Below are 18,302 nucleotides of genomic sequence, written 5' to 3' on the forward strand. Positions count from 1 at the left end.
GGTCGCCAAATCCGCGGCATGGGGATTTTTTTATCGACGTCGTGTCGGGATCGGTCTTACTGTTTCGTCCTTTGACAGAGAAAAGGACCAACCATGCTCTACGCGATCCTCTGCTATGCTTCCGAAGACGTCGTCAGCTCGTGGAGCAAGGCGCAGGATGACGAAGTCATGGCCAACCTTCTCGACGTCCAGGACAAATATGCCAAGGCCGGCCGGCTTGGTCCGGTAGCGCGGCTGTTGCCGACCACGGCGGCAACGACGCTGAGAAAGGTCAAGGGCGAAGCGGTCGTCATCGACGGGCCGTTCGCCGAGACCAAGGAACAGTTCCTCGGCTTCTACACGCTCGAATGCGCCGATCTCGATGAGGCCGTCGAGTTCGCCCGCGAGCTTTCCGAAGTCAATCCGAGCGGCGGTTCCTATGAGATTCGGCCGGTCTCGGTCTTCAATCCCACCAAGGTTGCCGTATGACCGACCTCGCCTGGATCAGCTCGGCCATCAGCGGCGCCCGCCCGCAGGCAATGGGCGCGCTGCTGCGCTATTTCCGCGATCTCGATACGGCGGAGGAAGCTTTCCAGGATGCGTGTCTCAGGGCCTTGAAGAACTGGCCGCAGAACGGGCCGCCGCGCGACCCGGCGGCCTGGCTGATCTTTGTCGGCCGCAACAGCGGAATCGATGCGGTGCGCAAGCGCGCCAAGCAGGCGCCGATGCCGGAGGAAGACCAGATCTCCGACCTGGAAGATGCCGAGAGCGATATCGCCGACCGGCTGGACGGGGCACATTACCGCGACGATATTTTGCGGCTGCTGTTCATCTGTTGTCATCCCGATCTGCCACCGACGCAGCAGATCGCAGTAGCGCTGCGCATCGTCTCGGGCCTCACCGTCAAGCAGATCGCGCGCGCCTTCCTGGTCGGCGAAAGCGCCATGGAACAGCGCATCACCCGCGCCAAGGGGCGCATCGCTGAAGCCGGCGTGCCGTTCGAGACGCCGGGCGCGGTCGAGCGGTCGGAACGGCTCGCCGCTGTCGCCGCCATGGTCTACCTGATCTTCAACGAGGGCTATTCGACCAACAGCGGCGAGGCGCCGGCCCGCGCGCCGCTGTGCGAGGAGGCGATCCGGCTAGCGCGGCTGTTGCTGCGGCTGTTTCAGACAGAGCCGGAGATCATGGGGCTGGCGGCGCTGTTGCTGTTGCAGCATGCGCGCGCGCCGGCCCGCTTCGACGGAGACGGTGAGATCGTGCTGCTCGAGGATCAGGATCGCGGCCTGTGGAGCCGCAAGATGATCGACGAGGGGCTGGCACTGGTCGACAAGGCGCTGCGCCATCGCAAACCCGGCCCCTATCAGGTGCAAGCGGCGATTGCCGCGCTGCATGCGCGGGCCGAGAAGGCCGAGGACACCGACTGGGTGGAGATCGACCTGCTCTATGGCCTGCTCGAACAGATGCAGCCGTCGCCGGTGGTCACGCTCAACCGCGCCGTCGCGGTCTCGAAGGTGCGCGGACCGGCAGAGGCGCTTGCCTTGATCGAGCCGCTCGAACAGAGGCTGTCCGGCTATTTCCATTTCTTCGGCCTCAAGGGTGGCCTTTTGATGCAGCTTGACCGCGGCGAGGAGGCGCGTGTCGCCTTCGACCGTGCCATCGCGCTGGCCAACACGGCGGCGGAAGCCGCCCATATCCGCATGCATATCGACCGGCTGATGAAAGACGGTGCTGTACGAGGACCTGTCCGCACGGCGAAATGACTGATCGCGGTCTGGTTCAACGGTCTGCGCACGGCTTGGACCATGCCGGGGTGGCGATTTTCCCCTGAAACGAGTAATGCCACGCCATGACAATGCCTGAAGTGCCTTTCGGCACGCGGGCGACATGGCGCAGGCTGGACCCGGTGCCCAATGATGGCGACGGGATCTGAAAGGGACAAAAATGACGATAGCGAAGGAAACGGCCGAACTTCTGGCGAAACTGGGTGTGGCCAAGGACGCGCTTGTCGGCGGCGACCTCATCGTGCGCAGCCCTGTGACGGGCGAGCAGATCGCGGCGCTGAAGACGATCTCGCCGGCTGACGCGGCCAAGACCATCGATGCCGCGCACCAGGCGTTCCAGGCTTGGCGCATGGTGCCGGGCCCGAGGCGTGGCGAACTGGTCCGCCTGCTCGGCGAGGAACTGCGTATACACAAGGCCGAGCTTGGCCGGCTCGTCTCGATCGAGGTCGGCAAGATCCCGTCCGAGGGGCTCGGCGAAGTGCAGGAGATGATCGACATCTGCGATTTCGCCGTCGGCCTCTCCCGGCAATTGTACGGCCTGACCATCGCCACTGAACGCCCGGGTCATCGCATGATGGAAACCTGGCATCCGCTTGGCGTCGTCGGCGTCATTTCCGCCTTCAACTTCCCGGTCGCGGTGTGGTCGTGGAATGCCGCCTTGGCGCTGGTCTGCGGCGATGCGGTGGTGTGGAAGCCATCTGAGAAGACGCCGCTGACGGCGCTCGCCTGCGAAGCGATCTTTGCCCGCGCGGTAAAGCGTTTCGGTACGGACGCGCCGCAAGGCCTGGCGCCGGTGCTGATCGGCGACCGCGCCGTCGGCGAGATCCTGGTCGACCACCCCAAGGTGCCTCTGGTATCGGCCACCGGCTCGACCCGCATGGGCCGCGATGTTGGCCCGCGCCTGGCCAAGCGCTTTGCCCGCGCGGTGCTCGAACTCGGCGGCAACAATGCCGGCATCGTCTGCCCGACCGCCGATCTCGACATGGCGCTGCGCGCCATTGCCTTCGGCGCGATGGGCACGGCCGGCCAGCGCTGCACGACGCTGCGGCGCCTGTTCGTGCATGACAGCGTCTATGATGCTTTGCTGCCGCGGCTGAAGAAGGCCTATGAGAGTGTCTCGGTCGGCAATCCGCTGGAGACCTCTTCGCTGGTCGGGCCGTTGATCGACAAGGCTGCCTTCGACGCCATGCAGAAAGCGCTGAAGGAAGCGGGTTCACACGGCGGCAAGGTGACCGGTGGCACCCGGGTCGAGAACGGCCATCCCGATGCCTATTACGTGCATCCGGCGCTGGTCGAAATGCCCAAGCAGGTGGCCCCTGTCACGGAAGAAACCTTCGCGCCGATCCTCTATGTGATGAAATATTCGGATTTCGACGCCGTGCTCGAGGAGCACAATGCGGTCGGCGCCGGCCTGTCGTCGTCGATCTTCACACGCGACCTGCAGGAATCCGAGCGCTTCCTCGGTGTCGACGGTTCGGACTGCGGCATTGCCAATGTCAACATCGGCACGTCGGGTGCCGAGATCGGCGGCGCCTTCGGCGGCGAAAAGGAAACCGGGGGGGGCCGCGAGAGCGGCTCCGATGCCTGGAAGGCCTATATGCGGCGCGCCACCAACACAGTGAACTATTCCAAGGCGCTGCCGCTGGCGCAGGGCGTTTCGTTCGACATCGACTGAGGGAATCCGCTTGCGGCATCCCCCGCACGGGGGATGCCGCTCTCGTTGCCCCAAAACCAGGGTCACTTTTAGGCAACATGCTTTAGATCAAGGCCAGGGTTCAGCAGGCCCCTGATTGCGAAAAACAGGCGTCGAATGCGGCGGCCACAATGGCCAGCTTGGCGGCCTGGACAGTCATGTACTCCTGGTAGAACGTCTTCGACACCCACATCACCGAATGGCCGCGCTGGCCGAGCCATCCGATGCTGCCGAGATTCTCGGCCGCGCGCAGCTTGCGGGCAAGGTGGGTCCGCGACAGCTTGAGCCATCTGGCGAAGTCTCCGATCGAAACCACGCTGGTCGGAATCCGGTCGAGACCGGCATGATCGGGGTCGATGCCCGACATCAGCCAGTCCATGACGATGCCGCCATTGTTGAGCCAGATGAACAGGGAAAAGGTCTGGTTGGGTTCGCGCACCGGCTTGGAGGAAAGCAGCCCGTCCGCCACCAGAGGCTGCAGCCTGGCAACCATGTCGGGCCGTTCCAGGAACCTGGCCAGCCGATCGGCACCGTCGAGCTGATCCAGCGTCTGCAGATGGGCAAGGACCCAACCGGTGAAAGTCTGTACCGTGACTGCCGTCGGCTGCAGGGGGTGCGTGCGGCCGTCGCCGCCCGACACATACTCGGCGATGTGGTAGTGCAGCATCTCCTTGATGAAAGCGTCGGCCGTGTTGCGGCTGGCCACCGCATGCTGGTGCACGACCTCGATGAAGCGCGACACCGTCAGCTGCTTGCTGCGGTCGAGCGGGTCACGCCTGAAATGCATGGCAAGGCCGACATGGCCCATCAGCCAACGCTGCTGCGTGGCGAAAATGGAAGCCAGCCGCGGGCTCTCTTCATAGATGCGGATCAGCGCCAGCGACTGTGCCTGAACATAGCGATGCAGGGCCGGATGGCCGGCAATGTCTTCCAGATTCAGCATATCCTCCTTGTGTTCCGAGCGAGCCTCTGCAACCCAGACGACGTGACCACATTTTCAGCCTTCGCCGCTTGTGTCCAGACGTTCCATCCCGGCTCACTACCCGAAGAGACCAAGCAAAAGTCGGGCCAGCATGCCGCCAAGTATTTGCAATGACCTAGACGACGGCGCCGGGCATTCCGCTGAAGATTTGGGTGATCACGCCGAGCGCGCAAGCGAGGCTCGTATCGGAAAAAGCCGGCGCCTCCGAAATCGCCGGAAGGCGCCATGCGATTATTGTCAGCCTGCGTCAGCCGTTGGGATAATAGCCGCCATCGGCGCCGTCGCCGATGTAGAAGCCGCCGCCTGAATCGTCTTGCAGCCGCTGATCCAGGTCCTCAATCTGGCTGAGCAAACCCTGGTATGAGCCGTCTCCTGTCGCCGAGCGATGGATGGCGTTGGCCCTCATCATCAGATCGTGCTCCTGCTCGGGGGTAATCGCCTTTGCATCCCTTGCCTCGACAATCCCTTGCTTGACGCCCTGCAACTGATCCAGGACCGCTCTCGCCTCAACGGACATGGCCTGTGGTTCGACCCTGTGGCGGTGCACTGCGTAAGCACTCGAAAATGGCACCGCCGCCAGAAGCGATGCGATTGCTATGATCCTTGGTGTAAAATTGCGCATGGTCGCGCCTCCCTTCAACGGGAAAAGCGGTGTGGATATCGCTTTTTCGAACACGGACAATCTGCTCCCGTCGCGTCGCGATGATCCTGTCATCGCCGGCGGTTCGTAGCCCGCGGTATCGATATAGAGGCGTCCCGAGCCAAGGCATGGCAAGGAACGGAAAGTTGACAGGTTGTGATCGCGAAGCAGAAGATTCGGACTCTCTGCTTCGGCCGGTCGCCCCAATCAGCTGAGCGCCAATGCGGATTCGCCAGCGTCCGATGCCACCTCATTCTCCCGGTTGTGCACTTGGCTGCCAAGGGTGCCATGCCCGCGACCGCAGCCTCTGGCACCAGCGGCCGAAGCGGTCGACATAGATGTAGATGACCGGGGTCGTGTAGAGGGTCAGGATCTGGCTCAGGATCAAGCCGCCGACGATGGCGATGCCGAGCGGCTGGCGCAGCTCGCTGCCTTCGCCAAGGCCGATGGCAAGCGGCACGGCGCCAAACAGCGCTGCCATGGTCGTCATCATGATCGGGCGAAAGCGCAGCAGGCACGCCTGGTAGATGGCGTCGTGTGCCGACTTATTCTCGTTGCGCTCGGCGGCCAGCGCGAAGTCGATCATCATGATCGCATTCTTCTTGACGATGCCGATCAGGAGGATGATGCCGATCAGCGCCATGATGCTGAACTCGATGCCGAAGGCCGACAGTGCCAGCAGCGCGCCGACGCCGGCCGAGGGCAGAGTGGAGAGGATGGTCAGCGGGTGGGCGTAGCTCTCGTAGAGAATGCCAAGCACGACGTAGACGGCGATGAGCGCGGCAAGGATCAGCAGCGGCTGGTCGGACAGCGAATCCTGGAACACCCGGGCCGTGCCCTGGAAACTGCCATGGATGGTCGCCGGCATGCCGATGCGGTCCGCCGCCGCGTTGATGGCCGCGACCCCGTCGCTGAGGGCGACGCCGGGCGCCAGGTTGAACGACAGCGTGGTGGCGACGAACAGACCCTGGTGGTTAACCGACAGCGGCGTGCTGCCGGGACCGTAGTGCGCGACGGCCGAGAGCGGCACCATGGTCTCGGCTCCGGTGCTGACCGCCGAGCCGGTCGAGGCCGCCGTCCTGCCGGTGCTGGTGATGGAATTGTTGGCCAGGTTGCGCGCGGCGTCCGTCGCTGCCGCCGTAGCGCTGCCGGACTGCCCCGGCGCGAGGAATGTGCCGGCCACCGCATTGCTTGCCTGCGAACCATGCACCGAGCCGCCCGACGTGCTGACATAGACCTTTTGCAGCGCGTCCGGGTTCTGCCAGTATTGCGGTGCCACCTCCATGATGACGTGGTACTGGTTGCGGGCCACATAGATGGTGGACACCTGGCGCTGGCCGAAGGCGTCATAGAGCGTGTTGTCGATCTGGCTGACGGTGATGCCGAGACGTGTCGCCGTATCGCGGTCGATGGTGACGTCGGCTTCCAGGCCTTTGTTCTGCTGGTCGCTGTTGACGTCGGTGAGCTTGGGTTCCGTTTGCAGCGCGGCGGCGAGCTTCGGCGCCCATTCGGCGAGTTCGTCGAAACTGTCGCCCTGCAAGGTGTATTGGTACTGGGCATTCGACTGGCGCCCGCCGACGCGGATATCCTGCACCGCCTGCAGGAAGAGGGTTGCGCCCGGCACTACCGCCAGTTTGGGCCGCAGCCTGGCGATGACCTGGTCGGCGGAGATCTTGCGTTCTGCCAGCGGCTTCAGCGACACGAACATGTAGCCGGAATTGGTCTGGCCACCGCCGGTGGCGCCGACCGCAGTGTCGACGGCCGGATCCTTGCTGACGATGCCCGCGAACTGGCTGAGCTTCTGCGACATCGACTGGAAGGACGTCGCCTGGTCGGCCTGGATCGAGCCGGTCAGTCGTCCGGTGTCCTGCTGCGGAAAGAAACCCTTGGGGATGGTGACATAGAGGTAGCCATTGAGACAAAGAGTTGCCGCCAGCACGGCCATGACCAGCAGCGAATGGTCGAGCGCGCAGGACAGCGACCGGCGGTAGCCGGCCAGCATGCCGTCGAAAACGCGCTCGCTGCAGCGGTAGAGCCGGCCATGGGTGCGGCTCCGTTCCCCGCGCAGCAGGATCGAGCACATCATCGGGGTGGTGGTCAGCGAAATGGCGAGCGAGACCAGGATCGCGGCCGACAGCGTGATGGCGAATTCACGAAACAGCCGGCCGACGATGCCGCCCATGAGCAGGATGGGGATGAAGACGGCGATCAGCGACAGGCTCATCGACAGCACGGTGAAGCCGACCTCCTGTGAGCCCTTGATCGCCGCCTCCATGCGGCCCATGCCGGAAGCGGTGTGGCGGGCGATGTTCTCCAGCACCACGATGGCGTCGTCGACGACGAAGCCGGTGGCCACCGTCATCGCCATCAGCGACAGATTGTCGATGCTGAAGCCGAGCAGGTACATGGCTCCCAGCGTGCCGACCAGGGATACGGGTACGGCCACGATCGGCACCAGTGCCGAGCGAACGTCGCGCAGGAAGGCGAAGACGACGAGGATCACCAGGCCTATGGCGATCATCAGTGTCTGTGCGACCTCGCTCAGCGAAGCGCGGATGGTGGTCGAACGGTCGACCGCCAGAGACAGGTCGATGGCCGGCGAGATCGAGGCCCGCAGCGTCGGCAGCAGCGCCTTCACCCGGTCCACCGTCGCGATGATGTTGGCGTTGGGCGATCGGTTGAGGATGATCAGCACCCCCGGCTTGCCGTTGGCGAGACCGGCATTGCGGATGTTCTCGACGGAATCATTGACCTGGCCGACGTCCGAAAGCCTGACCGGCGCGCCGTTGCGGTAGGCGACGATCAGCGAACGGTAGGCATCCGCCTGGTTGGCCTGGTCATTGGCGTAGATCTGATAACGTTGCTGGCCGACATCGATGGCGCCCTTGGGGCTGTGGGCGTTGGCCGAGGCGAGGGCGGCGCGCACATCCTCCAGCCCGATGCCGTAATTGTAGAGCGCCTGCGGATTGAGCTCGACGCGCACCGCCGGCAGCGAACTGCCGCCCACCGACACCTCGCCTATGCCGTCGACCTGCGAGAGTTTCTGCGCCAGCACTGTGCTGGCGGCATCGAAGAGCTGGCCCTTAGACAGGGTGTCCGATGTCATCGACAGGGTGAGGATCGGGGCGTCGGCCGGATTGACCTTGCGATAGGTTGGGTTGGAGCGCAGGCTCGACGGCAGGTCGGCGCGCGCGGCGTTGATCGCCGCCTGCACGTCACGCGCGGCGCCGTCGATGTCGCGGTCCAGCCCGAACTGCAAGGTGATGCGCGCGCTGCCGACGCTGCTCGACGAGGTCATCTCATTGACGTCGGCGATCTCGCCGAGATGCCGCTCGAGCGGGCTGGCGACGGTGTTGGCCACGACCTGGGGGCTGGCGCCCGGCAGCGAGGCCTGCACTGAAATAACGGGGTAGTCGACCGCCGGCAGCGGCGCCACCGGCAATTGCGGAAACGCCACCAGCCCGGCCGCCAGCAGCCCGAGGGTCAGCAAGGTCGTTGCGACCGGGCGCCGGATGAAGGGAACCGACAGGTTCATGGGGTGGTGTCCGCACCATACGCACGGGGAAGGTCGGGCTGGATGCCTTGCAGCCGGGCGGCAAGGCGATCGAACCAAAGGTAGATGACCGGAGTGGTGAACAAAGTCAGCAACTGGCTGACGAGCAGGCCGCCGACGATGGTGACGCCGAGGGGATGGCGCAGTTCCGAGCCGACGCCGGTGCCGAGCATCAGCGGCAGCGCGCCCAGCATCGCCGCCAGTGTGGTCATCAGGATTGGTCGGAAGCGCAGCAGGCAGGCCTGGTAGATGGCCTCGCGCGGCGCCTTGCCTTCGTTGCGCTGCGCGTCGAGCGCGAAGTCGATCATCATGATGGCGTTCTTCTTGACGACACCGATCAGGAGGATGATGCCGATGATCGATATGATGGTCAGGTCCTCGCCCGCGATCATCAGCGCCAGCAACGCGCCGATGCCGGCAGAAGGCAATGTCGACAGGATGGTGATCGGGTGGATGAAGCTCTCATAGAGCACGCCGAGCACGATGTAGACGGTGATCACCGCCGCCAGGATCAGGAACAGCGTGTTGTCGAGCGAAGCCTGGAAGGCGCGCGCCGCGCCCTGGAAACTGGTGATAACGCTGAGCGGCATGCCGATCTCGCTTTGCGCCTGCTGGATCGCGCCGACCGCTTCGCCCAGCGACACTCCGGGCGCCAGGTTGAACGAGACGGTGGTGGCGGGGAATTGCCCCATATGGGTGATCTGCAGCGGCGTGGTGGCGACATGGGTGCTTGCCACTACCGACAGCGGCACCGGTGCGCCACCTGTCGACGACGGCAGATAGACGGACGAGAGCGCCTTGAGCGAATTCTGGGAGGCGGCGGCCTCGAGAATGACGCGGTACTGGCTGGACGTGGTGTAGATGGTCGAGACCATGCGTTGGCCGAAAGCATCGTAGAGCGCGTTGTCGACGGTTGCCGGTGTGATGCCGAAGCGGGCGGCCTGGTCGCGGTCGATGTCGACAAAGACGGCAAGGCCGCTGTTTGACAGGTCGCTGGCGACATCAGCGAGCTGCGGCAGCGTGTTCAGCCTGGCAAGCAGCTTCGGTGTCCATTGCGCCAGTTCGTCCGGATTGGCGTCCTGCAGCACGAATTGATACTGCGTGCGGCTGACCGTGCCGTCGATGGTCAGGTCCTGCACCGGCTGCATGTAGAGCGTGACGCCCGGTACCGAAGCGGCCTCCTGTTTCAGCCGCGCGACGACCTCAGTGATGTCGGCGGTGCGCTCCTCATGCGGCTTGAGGTTGATCAGGATGCGGCCGACATTGAGCGTGGTGTTGGTGCCGTCGACGCCGATGAAGGACGACAGGCTGTCGACATCGGAGTCTTTCAGGATGATCGCCGCCAGCGCCTGCTGCCGCTCGGCCATCGAGGCGTAGGACACCGATTGGGGCGCCTCGGTGATCGCCTGGATGACGCCGGTATCCTGTACGGGGAAGAACCCCTTGGGGATGATCACATAGAGTGCCACCGTCAGCACCAGCGTGGCCGCCGCCACCAGCAGCATCAGCGTCTGCCGGTCGAGCACCCAGCTCAGTGCGTGGCCGTATCCTCGGATCACCCAGTCGAAGAAGGCGCGGCTGGCGCGCTGCAGGGCGTTCTCGCGTACCGCCGACAACGGCTTGAGCAGCTTGGCGCATGCCATCGGCACCAGCGTCAGCGACACCACCGCGGAAATCAGGATGGTGGTGGCGAGGGTGATCGAAAACTCGCGAAACAGCCTGCCGACGACATCGCTCATGAACAGCAGCGGGATCAGCACCGCGATCAGTGAAACGGTCAGCGATATGATGGTGAAGCCGATCTGCTGGGATCCCTTCAACGCCGCCTGCAGCGGCGTCGCACCCTCCTCGACATAGCGCGCGATGTTCTCGATGACGACGATGGCGTCATCGACGACGAAGCCGGTGGCGATGGTCAGTGCCATCAGCGAAAGATTGTCCAGGCTGAAGCCGAACAGATACATCACCCCCAGCGTGCCGACCAACGACAGGGGCACCGAGAGGCTCGGGATGAGCGTCGCGCGGGCGCTGCGCAGAAAGACGAAAATGACCAGCACGACGAGGATGATCGCCAGTGTGAGTTCGTATTCGACATCGCGCACGGACGCGCGGATGGTCGTGGTGCGGTCGGTCAACACCTTGACGTTGACGGCGCTCGGCAGCGACGCCTGCAATTGCGGCAGCAGCGCCTTGATGCGGTCGACCACCTCGATGACGTTGGCGCCGGGCTGGCGCTGGATGTTGACGATGACCGCCGGCGTGCTGTTCATCCAGGCCGCCAGCCTGTTGTTCTCGGTGGCGTCGACCACCGTGGCCACATCGCTCAGCCGCACCGGGGCGCCGTCCTTGTAGGCGACGATCAGCGAACGGTATTCGTCGGCGCTCTTCAACTGGTCGTTGGCGTTGATGGTGTAGGCCCGCGACGGCCCGTCGAAATTGCCCTTCGGCGTGTTGACGTTGGCGCTGCCCAGCGTGGTGCGCAGATCGTCGAGATTGAGGCCATAGGCGGCGAGCTTACGCGGATCGGCCTGAACGCGCACGGCGGGGCGCTGACCGCCGCTGAGGCTGACGAGACCGACGCCCGCCAGTTGCGAGATCTTCTGTGCCAGCCTTGTGTCGGCTAGCTGCTGCACATCGCGCAACGGCATCGTGTCCGATGTCAGGCCGAGCGTCAGCACCGGCGCGTCGGCCGGATTGACCTTAGCGTAGATCGGCGGCGCCGGCAGATCGGCCGGCAGCAGATTGCCGGCGGCGTTGATGGCCGCCTGCACCTCCTGCTCGGCGACATCGAGCGAGATCGCCAGGCTGAACTGCAGGGTGATGACGGAGGAGCCGGCCGAACTCACCGAGTTCATCTGGTTCAGGTTGGCGATCTGCCCGAGCTGGACTTCCAGGGGTGCTGTGACCGAGGACGTCATGACGTCCGGGCTTGCGCCCGGATAGAAGGTCTGCACCTGGATGGTCGGATAGTCGACCTCGGGCAGCGCCGAGACCGGCAAATAGCGGTACGCCAGCAGGCCGGACAACATGATCGCTACCATGAACAGCGATGTTGCCACCGGCCGGAGAATGAAGGCTCGCGACGGGCTCATTGCTGTTGCCCGGACTCCGCATGGCGATGCTTGCGGCCCTGGCCCTTGTGCCTGCCGGTGTCGTCGGGCTTCGGCGTCTCGGATGCTGGCTGATCGGGTGGCTGCGCCTGTGGTTGAGGTGCTGTCCCTGCCGGCGCAGGCGTTGATGTCTGCGGGGGTGACTGTGTCGGAGCCTGTGTTTGGCCGTCCTGTTGCAGGTTGATATGCGCTCCGTCACGAAGCTTGTCGGCGCCATCGACGACGACGCGGTCGCCGGGGTTGAGGCCCGACAGGATCTCGACGTGCTCGCCATTGGTGACGCCAGGCGTGACCTTGCGCACGGAGACCGTGCTGTCGGGATTGACCAGGTAGACGAAGGTGCCGGGCTGGCCGCGCTGTATCGAGGCGACCGGGGCGATCGCCACGTCCTTGTGCTCGTCCACCAGAAGCTCGACGTTGACGAACTGGTTCGGATAGAGAATGCGCGTTTCGTTGGCGAAGCCCGCCCTCAGCTTGATGGTGCCGGTGCTTGGATCGATCTGGCTGTCGAAGGTTTCAAGCTGGCCGTCGGCGAGCTTCTTCTCTCCGGCGCGGTCGAAGGCGGTGGTGGGCAGCGTGGCGCCCTGCTGCATGCGCTGCGCGATCTCCGGCAACTCGTCCTCGGGCACGGTGAACAGGACACTGATCGGCTGCACCCGGGTGATGACGACGATGCCATTGGCATCGCTCGGCGTCACGTAATTGCCCTCATCCACCTGGCGCAGGCCGGCCCGTCCGTCGACCGGAGCCAGGATGCGGCAATTGTCGAGATTGAGCGTGGCGGTCTGAACCATGGCCTGGTCGACCTGGATGGAGCCGGCGTCCTGCGCGACGAGGGCAACCTGGGCGTCGAGCGTCTGATGTGTCGCAGCACCCTGGTTCACCAGTGTCTGGTCCCGAGCAAGGTCGAGCTGGGCGTCCTTCAGCAGGGCCTGGTCGCGTGCCAGTTGGCCCTGGGCCTGGGCCAGCGCCGCCTGGTAGGGGCGCGGATCGATCTCAGCCAGCAGGTCGCCCTTGCTGACGTCCTGGCCCTCCTTGAAATTCACCTGGACGAGCGGGCCCGTGACCTGCGGCTTGACCGTGACGGTGGAGAGCGAGGTCACCGTGCCAAGCGCGTTGAGGGTGACGTCTATCGTACCCTTCTCGATGGTCGCGGCGCCAATCGACATCGGCTGCGCGCCTCTCCTGTTGCCCGGCTGTCTGGCGGCGACCTCAGGGCGCTGGTACAGGTACGCGCAGGTGGCGGCGGCGACGGCAAGAAAGATCAGCCACGGAATCCAGCCGCGCGAACGGCGTCGTGCGACAATCGTCTGCAGAGGCATTTCCAGTTGCTGGTCCATGGTGGCATCTTTCACCCCCATCAACCCATATGGCCGAAACCGGCCCAAGTCGAATTAACAGTTGGACAGGTTTGACAGGCCTTGCCGGCCGGTCATTTGCCTCGGTTGCCGCTATCGCAGCCCGGCAGCGGACGCCGGCTACATGCGCATCAAGAGGCCGCCGTCGACGGCGAGTTCGATGCCGGTGATGTAGCTCGCGGCGTCGGAGAGCAGGAACAGCGCCGCATTGGCCATGTCCTGCGGCGTGCCGATGCGGCCGAGCGGTGCGTAGCTCGCCACGGCCGAGCGCTTTTCCTCGGTGTCCCAGCGCGCCTGCAGCGGGGTCAGCGCCATGCCGGGACAGATGGCGTTGGAGCGGATGCGCTCGCCGGCAAGCTGCATGGCCAGCGACTTGGAGAGCGCGCAGACGCCGGCCTTCGATGCCTGATAGGCGTCTTGCGGATTGGCGTCGCCGCGATACCACTGGATGGTCGAGAAATGCACCATGGCGCCGCCACGGCCGCCCGAGCGCATATGCGGCACGACCGAGCGCGCGGTGTGCACGAAGGATTTCAAATTGATCCTGAACACCTCGTCCCAGACGTCGAGATCCATCTCGAGAGCGGACTTGTCACGGCCGAACCAGAGCACGCCGGCGACATTGGCCAGATAGTCGATGCCGCCGCGTTCGCGGCCCGCCGTGCCAACCGTCTGTTCAACGAACTCGGCGTCGGTGAGATCGCCCTGGGCGAAGGTGAGCCTGTCGTCATAGGTGGCGAGGGACGCTGGGCGCGGCTTGACGTCGATGGCGGTGACGGAGGCGCCGGCATCGAGTAGCGCCAACGCGATCGCCTCGCCCATGCCGCCGCCGGCGCCGGCGACGACCGCATGCCTGCCCATGAAATCGTAAGCGATCATCTGAACCCCTCATGTGCTGCCGCCAATGCGCGCTCGGCAGAATTACGCCGAAAGCCGACGGGCCTGCCAGGCAGCGTTCGATGCCTGGCAGGCGTCGCACATCACCGGCTTCGAATGGCAGCGGTATTTCGTCAGCAGCTAACCATCGGTCGATGCGACAAACTAAAACCGGCCGGCTTCTGCCGGCCGGTTTGTTCCGAGCGAGATCAGCCGCAGACGCGGACTTCCTCGATCACTCTGTGGTGGTGACGCCAATGCTTGACCAGTTCGATATGGCAGCGATGATGCCGATGGTGGCGGCGATACTCGCCTCCGTCGTAGTCACCGAATTGCAATTGCACGCCGCCGTTCTGATCGTCGTAATCGCGCCGATGGTGGCGGCGATACTCGCCACCTTGGTAATCACCAAACTGCACGCCGTTCTGATCGTCACCGTATTGGTTGTCATTGTTATACCGGTCACGATGGCGGCGGACGATGACCTGGCCGTCGTCCGACTGATCGTCCGGTGAATACTGGCTGTTGTCGTCGGACTGGATAGTCAAGCTTGCGGCTTGCGTTGGCGCAATGACTGCGGCCGTTGCCGCCAATGCCATTATGGAAGCTAAAATCAACTTTTTCATTTCGTCCTCCTGCGAGTTCAAGACACATAACACGCGGGAGAACCAGACGTTCCACTGTAAATCTACACGCTTTGCGACGCCGAGGATATCAAGGCGTTATCCGCTGCAGCATGCACTACAAGCGTACAAAGGCCGTCAGTGGCAGATGGTCTGACGCCACCCGCGAAAGCGGCGTGTCATGCGCCTCCACGGCCGAGATCATTCCGTGCCGGTTGGCCATGATGCGATCGAGCGCGAGCAGCGGCAGGTTCGACGGGAACGTCGGAACCGCCGGCGGCAGCGGGCCAAAGGTGACATGCAGCGTGTTCAGCGCGGAGCGGTTGCCGAGCCGCCATTCGTTGAGATCACCGAGCAGGAGCGTCGGCTTCTCGTCGGGGCTGTTCATGATATCCAGCACGACGCGAGCCTGTTGCGAGCGGGACCGGCGCAGCAGACCGAGATGGGCTGCGATGACGCGCAGCGTCCGGTTTCCGTCGAGATCGATTTCCGCCACCACGGCACCGCGCGGTTCGAGCCCCGGGAGCCTGATCTGATGCACGTCGCGGACGACGCCCTTCTTGAACAGCAGGACATTGCCGTGCCAGCCATGTCCCTTGCCGTTGGCGGCAATCGGCACCGGCACCAGGCCGGTTTCATGTTCCAGACGAGACAGGTCGAGGAGCCCGTCACGGTCGCCGAAGCGGTTGTCGGCTTCCTGCAGGGCAATGACATCCGGATCGATTTCGCGGATGACGCGGCTGGTCCGTTCGGGATCGAACCGCCTGTCGATGCCGATACATTTGTGGACGTTGTAGGAGGCAACCAGCGTTCCGGTCGTGCCTGTCCGCTTGGGCGCACCGGCGTTTGCCTTCTGCATCCTGCGGTCGCGAATGGATAGAAGCATGCTTGCAGGGAGGCTGCGTCCAGTTCTGTGCATATCCGTGCTGCTCGTCCTCGCTGGCTTCAATTCAGAACCGGGCTACAGTCAAAATAGGCATCTTCGGCATATGTTCCATGACAAGTGAGTTCCCAAGCCAACCTTTGCCTAAAGATAGGGCGAGCCGAGCCAAAGGACCCGGTCGAACAGCCTGATAAGAAACGGGCGGGCCCGCAAGGCGTCGAGCGTCACCGGCACGGCGGAGGCAAGCGCCGACCCGATCCGCGCCTCGATCTCGCTGGCGAAGCCGGCGTCGAGGATCTCGAGGTCGATCTCGAAATTCAGCCGCAGCGACCGGGCGTCAAGGTTGGAAGAGCCGACATAGGCCCACACGCCGTCGATCGAAAGCAGCTTCGAATGGTCGAAAGGTCCCTCCGTGCGCCAGACGCGGCAAAAATGTTTCAGCACCTGATCGAACTGCGCCGTCATCGCACGGTCGACAAGGAAAAGATTGTTCACCGCCGGCACCACGATGTCGATTTCCACGCCGCGCCTTGCGGCGGTGGTCAGGGCGCTGATCAGTTCGCGGTCCGGCAGGAAATAGGGCGACATCAGGCGGATCGATTTGCGGGCGACGGAGAATGCGCCGATCAGCAGCTTGTGATTGGTCTCGATGCTGGCGTCCGGACCGGACGCCACCGCTCGCACCAGCATCGGCAGGCCGGGCGCCGGCGACAGCGGCGCAATTCGCCAGGCATCGCCCTTCAGCGCCTCGTTGGTGGCGAAGCGCCAGTCCTCGGCGGCAACCGAGAAGAGGTCGGCGACGACCGGACCGGTGACCCGAAAATGCGTGTCCCTGGCGCTGTTGGAGCCGGCGAACTCGGCGGAGAAGCCCTTGCGGATGTTCATGCCGCCGGTAAAGGCAACCGTGCCGTCGACGACCAGGATTTTCCTGTGGGTCCTCAGGTTGGCATAGGGCAGGCGCAAGCCGATCACGATGTTGCCGTTGAAGACATCGGCGGTGATGTTGGCGCTGCGCAGATGCCCCAGGATGCTGGGCACGGAGTAGCGGGCGCCGACGGCATCGATCAGCACGCGGACGGTGACGCCGCGCCGGACGGCGTTGGCCAGCGCTTCGACAAAGTGCAGGCCGACGGCATCATTGTCGAGAATATAGGTCTCGAGCAGGATGCTGCGCTCGGCGCCATCGATCGCCGCGCACATGGCGGCATAGGCCTCGTCGCCGGTCTCCAGCACATCGATGGCGTTTCCAGGGTTGAGCGCGCGCCGCGCCACCCTGTCGCCCAGTGTCCGCAGGCCCATGAACCGCTGCCCGTATCGCTCGACGATCAGGGCCTCTTCGGCGGCGACGTCGCGTTCATGCTTGGCGGACACCGCGTCGCCGGCAAACGGGCGCTGGGCGCTGATCGAGGCGCGGCGGATGCGGTTGATGCCGGCGACGGCATAGATCAGCACGCCGATGATGGGCGACAGCACCATCACGCCGACCCAGCCGGTCGCGGCGCGGACATCCTCCTTGGTCATGACGACGTGGATGATGCCGACGGTCGCCATCACCACCGAGATGATCGCAAGGATTTGGGGCCAGTGAGTCGCCAAAGTCTCGAACATTGCCGGGACTATCCAGCGAGCGCTTGCAGAACGCAATGCGGCCCGGGCATGAGGCGAAGCCACCGACGGGCGCTACCGGGCGAGCGTCTGCAACCGTTATGCGGGGTGTCGCAGCCGAGGCATCGGCCGAATCATCTCAGCACGGAACAGCAGGCTGGCATCTCCATCTGCTTCTCACTGCTTCGGAATCCTTTGTCCGGCAGGGCGATATGATTGAATATTAAGCCAAGGAACCCTCGCCGGTGGAAGACTTGTGCGCCTCACTTCCGGTCGAGAAATGTCCTAACGGCTGCGATCGTGGCCTCCGGCTGCTCATCCATGAGCCAATGTCCCGCGTTGGGTATCACGACTTCGGTCACGTCGGTCGCGGCATTCCGCATGACGATCGCCTCATATGCTCCAAAGGATTTTTCGCCGCCGATCGCCAGCACTGGCATACCGAGTTTCATCACCATCGATGCCTTGTTGTCTTCGGCGTCTTGGCGGATAGAGCGGAACTGCGCGAAGGCTGAGCGCATCGCGCCCGGCAAGGCGTAGAACTTGGTGTAGTGTTCGCGTGTTGCTTCGTTGATCCTGGATGGATCGGCAGCGAATTCATTCCAGAAGCGATCAAGATAGATGCGTTCGCGTTCCGCCACCAGCCGCTCGGCATCCGGGCCGCCAAAGTCGAAATGCCAAAGTGCGGGCCAGCGCACGATTTCATCCCAGGGTGGGATGCCGGGAACCGGGGCGTCCATCACCACCAGTTTCTCTGTCTTGTCGGGATAACGCGCCGCATAGGCATAGGCGACCATCGTTCCAATGTCGTGGCCGACGATGACGGCGCGATCGATTCCAAGCGCGGCCAGGATCGCGCGGATGTCGGCCGCCTGTGTACGCTTGTCGTAGCCATCGGTTGGATGGGACGACAGGCCCATGCCGCGCAGATCAGGGATGACGACCCGGTGATCGCGGGCCAGTTCGGCGGCCAGCGGCACCCACATGTCACCAGTGTCGCCGAAACCATGGATCAGGACCACCGCCGGGCCCTGTCCGCCCACACGGACATACAATGTCACATCATCGGACTTGATCTCTTGCGTCTGGAAACCGGGGGGCAGCGATTGAACCTGCGCCGCGGCAGGAAGTGAAATCACAAGCATGCCAAACAGGCCGAGCAGGAACCTGACATCTCACCTCCGCCAATTTGCCGCGGCCGCGTGGCCGTCATTTTCAC

The 18,302-nt window shown here is 64.1% G+C and carries 13 protein-coding genes; 3 read left to right on the plus strand and 10 right to left on the minus strand.

What is annotated here, in order from left to right; translation table 11 throughout:
• Positions 1-93 precede the first annotated feature (93 nt).
• The 3 genes from AC1RZR_RS11735 (at position 94) to amaB (ending at position 3,435) form a co-directional block, all read left to right on the plus strand.
• Entirely contained in the window at positions 94-468 is a 375-nt protein-coding gene (locus AC1RZR_RS11735; RefSeq protein WP_379102443.1) for a YciI family protein, read from the plus strand.
• On the plus strand, positions 465-1,739 hold the full coding sequence (locus tag AC1RZR_RS11740; protein ID WP_477277454.1) for an RNA polymerase sigma factor: 1,275 nt from the start codon (positions 465-467) through the stop codon (positions 1,737-1,739). The genes AC1RZR_RS11735 and AC1RZR_RS11740 overlap by 4 nt, the downstream gene beginning before the upstream one ends.
• Positions 1,740-1,920: 181 nt before the next feature.
• On the plus strand, positions 1,921-3,435 hold the full coding sequence (gene amaB, locus AC1RZR_RS11745; RefSeq protein ID WP_477277452.1) for an L-piperidine-6-carboxylate dehydrogenase: 1,515 nt from the start codon (positions 1,921-1,923) through the stop codon (positions 3,433-3,435).
• Between the two features lie 100 nt (positions 3,436-3,535).
• Here amaB and AC1RZR_RS11750 read toward each other — a convergent pair whose 3' ends face one another.
• The 10 genes from AC1RZR_RS11750 to AC1RZR_RS11795 all read right to left on the minus strand — a co-directional run bounded on the left by AC1RZR_RS11750 (position 3,536) and on the right by AC1RZR_RS11795 (position 18,228).
• Entirely contained in the window at positions 3,536-4,396 is an 861-nt protein-coding gene (locus tag AC1RZR_RS11750) for a hypothetical protein (RefSeq protein ID WP_477277450.1), read from the minus strand.
• Positions 4,397-4,682: 286 nt separating this feature from the next.
• On the minus strand, positions 4,683-5,111 hold the full coding sequence (locus AC1RZR_RS11755; protein ID WP_477277448.1) for a hypothetical protein: 429 nt from the start codon (positions 5,109-5,111) through the stop codon (positions 4,683-4,685).
• 214 nt (positions 5,112-5,325) lie between these two features.
• A complete protein-coding gene (locus tag AC1RZR_RS11760; RefSeq protein ID WP_477277446.1) occupies positions 5,326-8,610 on the minus strand; it encodes an efflux RND transporter permease subunit in 3,285 nt (1,094 codons plus the stop codon).
• Positions 8,607-11,720, minus strand: coding sequence for an MdtB/MuxB family multidrug efflux RND transporter permease subunit (locus tag AC1RZR_RS11765; RefSeq protein ID WP_481828553.1), 3,114 nt, complete (start codon positions 11,718-11,720; stop codon positions 8,607-8,609). The genes AC1RZR_RS11760 and AC1RZR_RS11765 overlap by 4 nt, the downstream gene beginning before the upstream one ends.
• Positions 11,717-13,078: an efflux RND transporter periplasmic adaptor subunit gene (locus AC1RZR_RS11770; RefSeq protein ID WP_477277443.1), complete on the minus strand. Its 1,362-nt coding sequence runs from the start codon at positions 13,076-13,078 to the stop codon at positions 11,717-11,719. The genes AC1RZR_RS11765 and AC1RZR_RS11770 overlap by 4 nt, the downstream gene beginning before the upstream one ends.
• A gap of 138 nt (positions 13,079-13,216) precedes the next feature.
• Positions 13,217-13,975: an SDR family NAD(P)-dependent oxidoreductase gene (locus tag AC1RZR_RS11775; protein WP_477277441.1), complete on the minus strand. Its 759-nt coding sequence runs from the start codon at positions 13,973-13,975 to the stop codon at positions 13,217-13,219.
• Positions 13,976-14,181: 206 nt separating this feature from the next.
• On the minus strand, positions 14,182-14,598 hold the full coding sequence (locus AC1RZR_RS11780; protein WP_477277439.1) for a hypothetical protein: 417 nt from the start codon (positions 14,596-14,598) through the stop codon (positions 14,182-14,184).
• Between the two features lie 115 nt (positions 14,599-14,713).
• Positions 14,714-15,514 carry an endonuclease/exonuclease/phosphatase family protein gene (locus AC1RZR_RS11785; RefSeq protein ID WP_379102420.1) on the minus strand — a complete coding sequence of 267 codons (801 nt, stop codon included), beginning with the start codon at positions 15,512-15,514 and terminating at the stop codon, positions 14,714-14,716.
• Positions 15,515-15,622: 108 nt separating this feature from the next.
• The gene (locus AC1RZR_RS11790; RefSeq protein ID WP_477277437.1) at positions 15,623-17,086 is read right to left on the minus strand and encodes a phospholipase D-like domain-containing protein; all 1,464 of its coding nucleotides are present in this window, start codon (positions 17,084-17,086) and stop codon (positions 15,623-15,625) included.
• Positions 17,087-17,346: 260 nt separating this feature from the next.
• A complete protein-coding gene (locus AC1RZR_RS11795; protein ID WP_477277435.1) occupies positions 17,347-18,228 on the minus strand; it encodes an alpha/beta fold hydrolase in 882 nt (293 codons plus the stop codon).
• Positions 18,229-18,302 lie beyond the last annotated feature (74 nt).

This window comes from Mesorhizobium bavaricum (genome assembly GCF_056781655.1).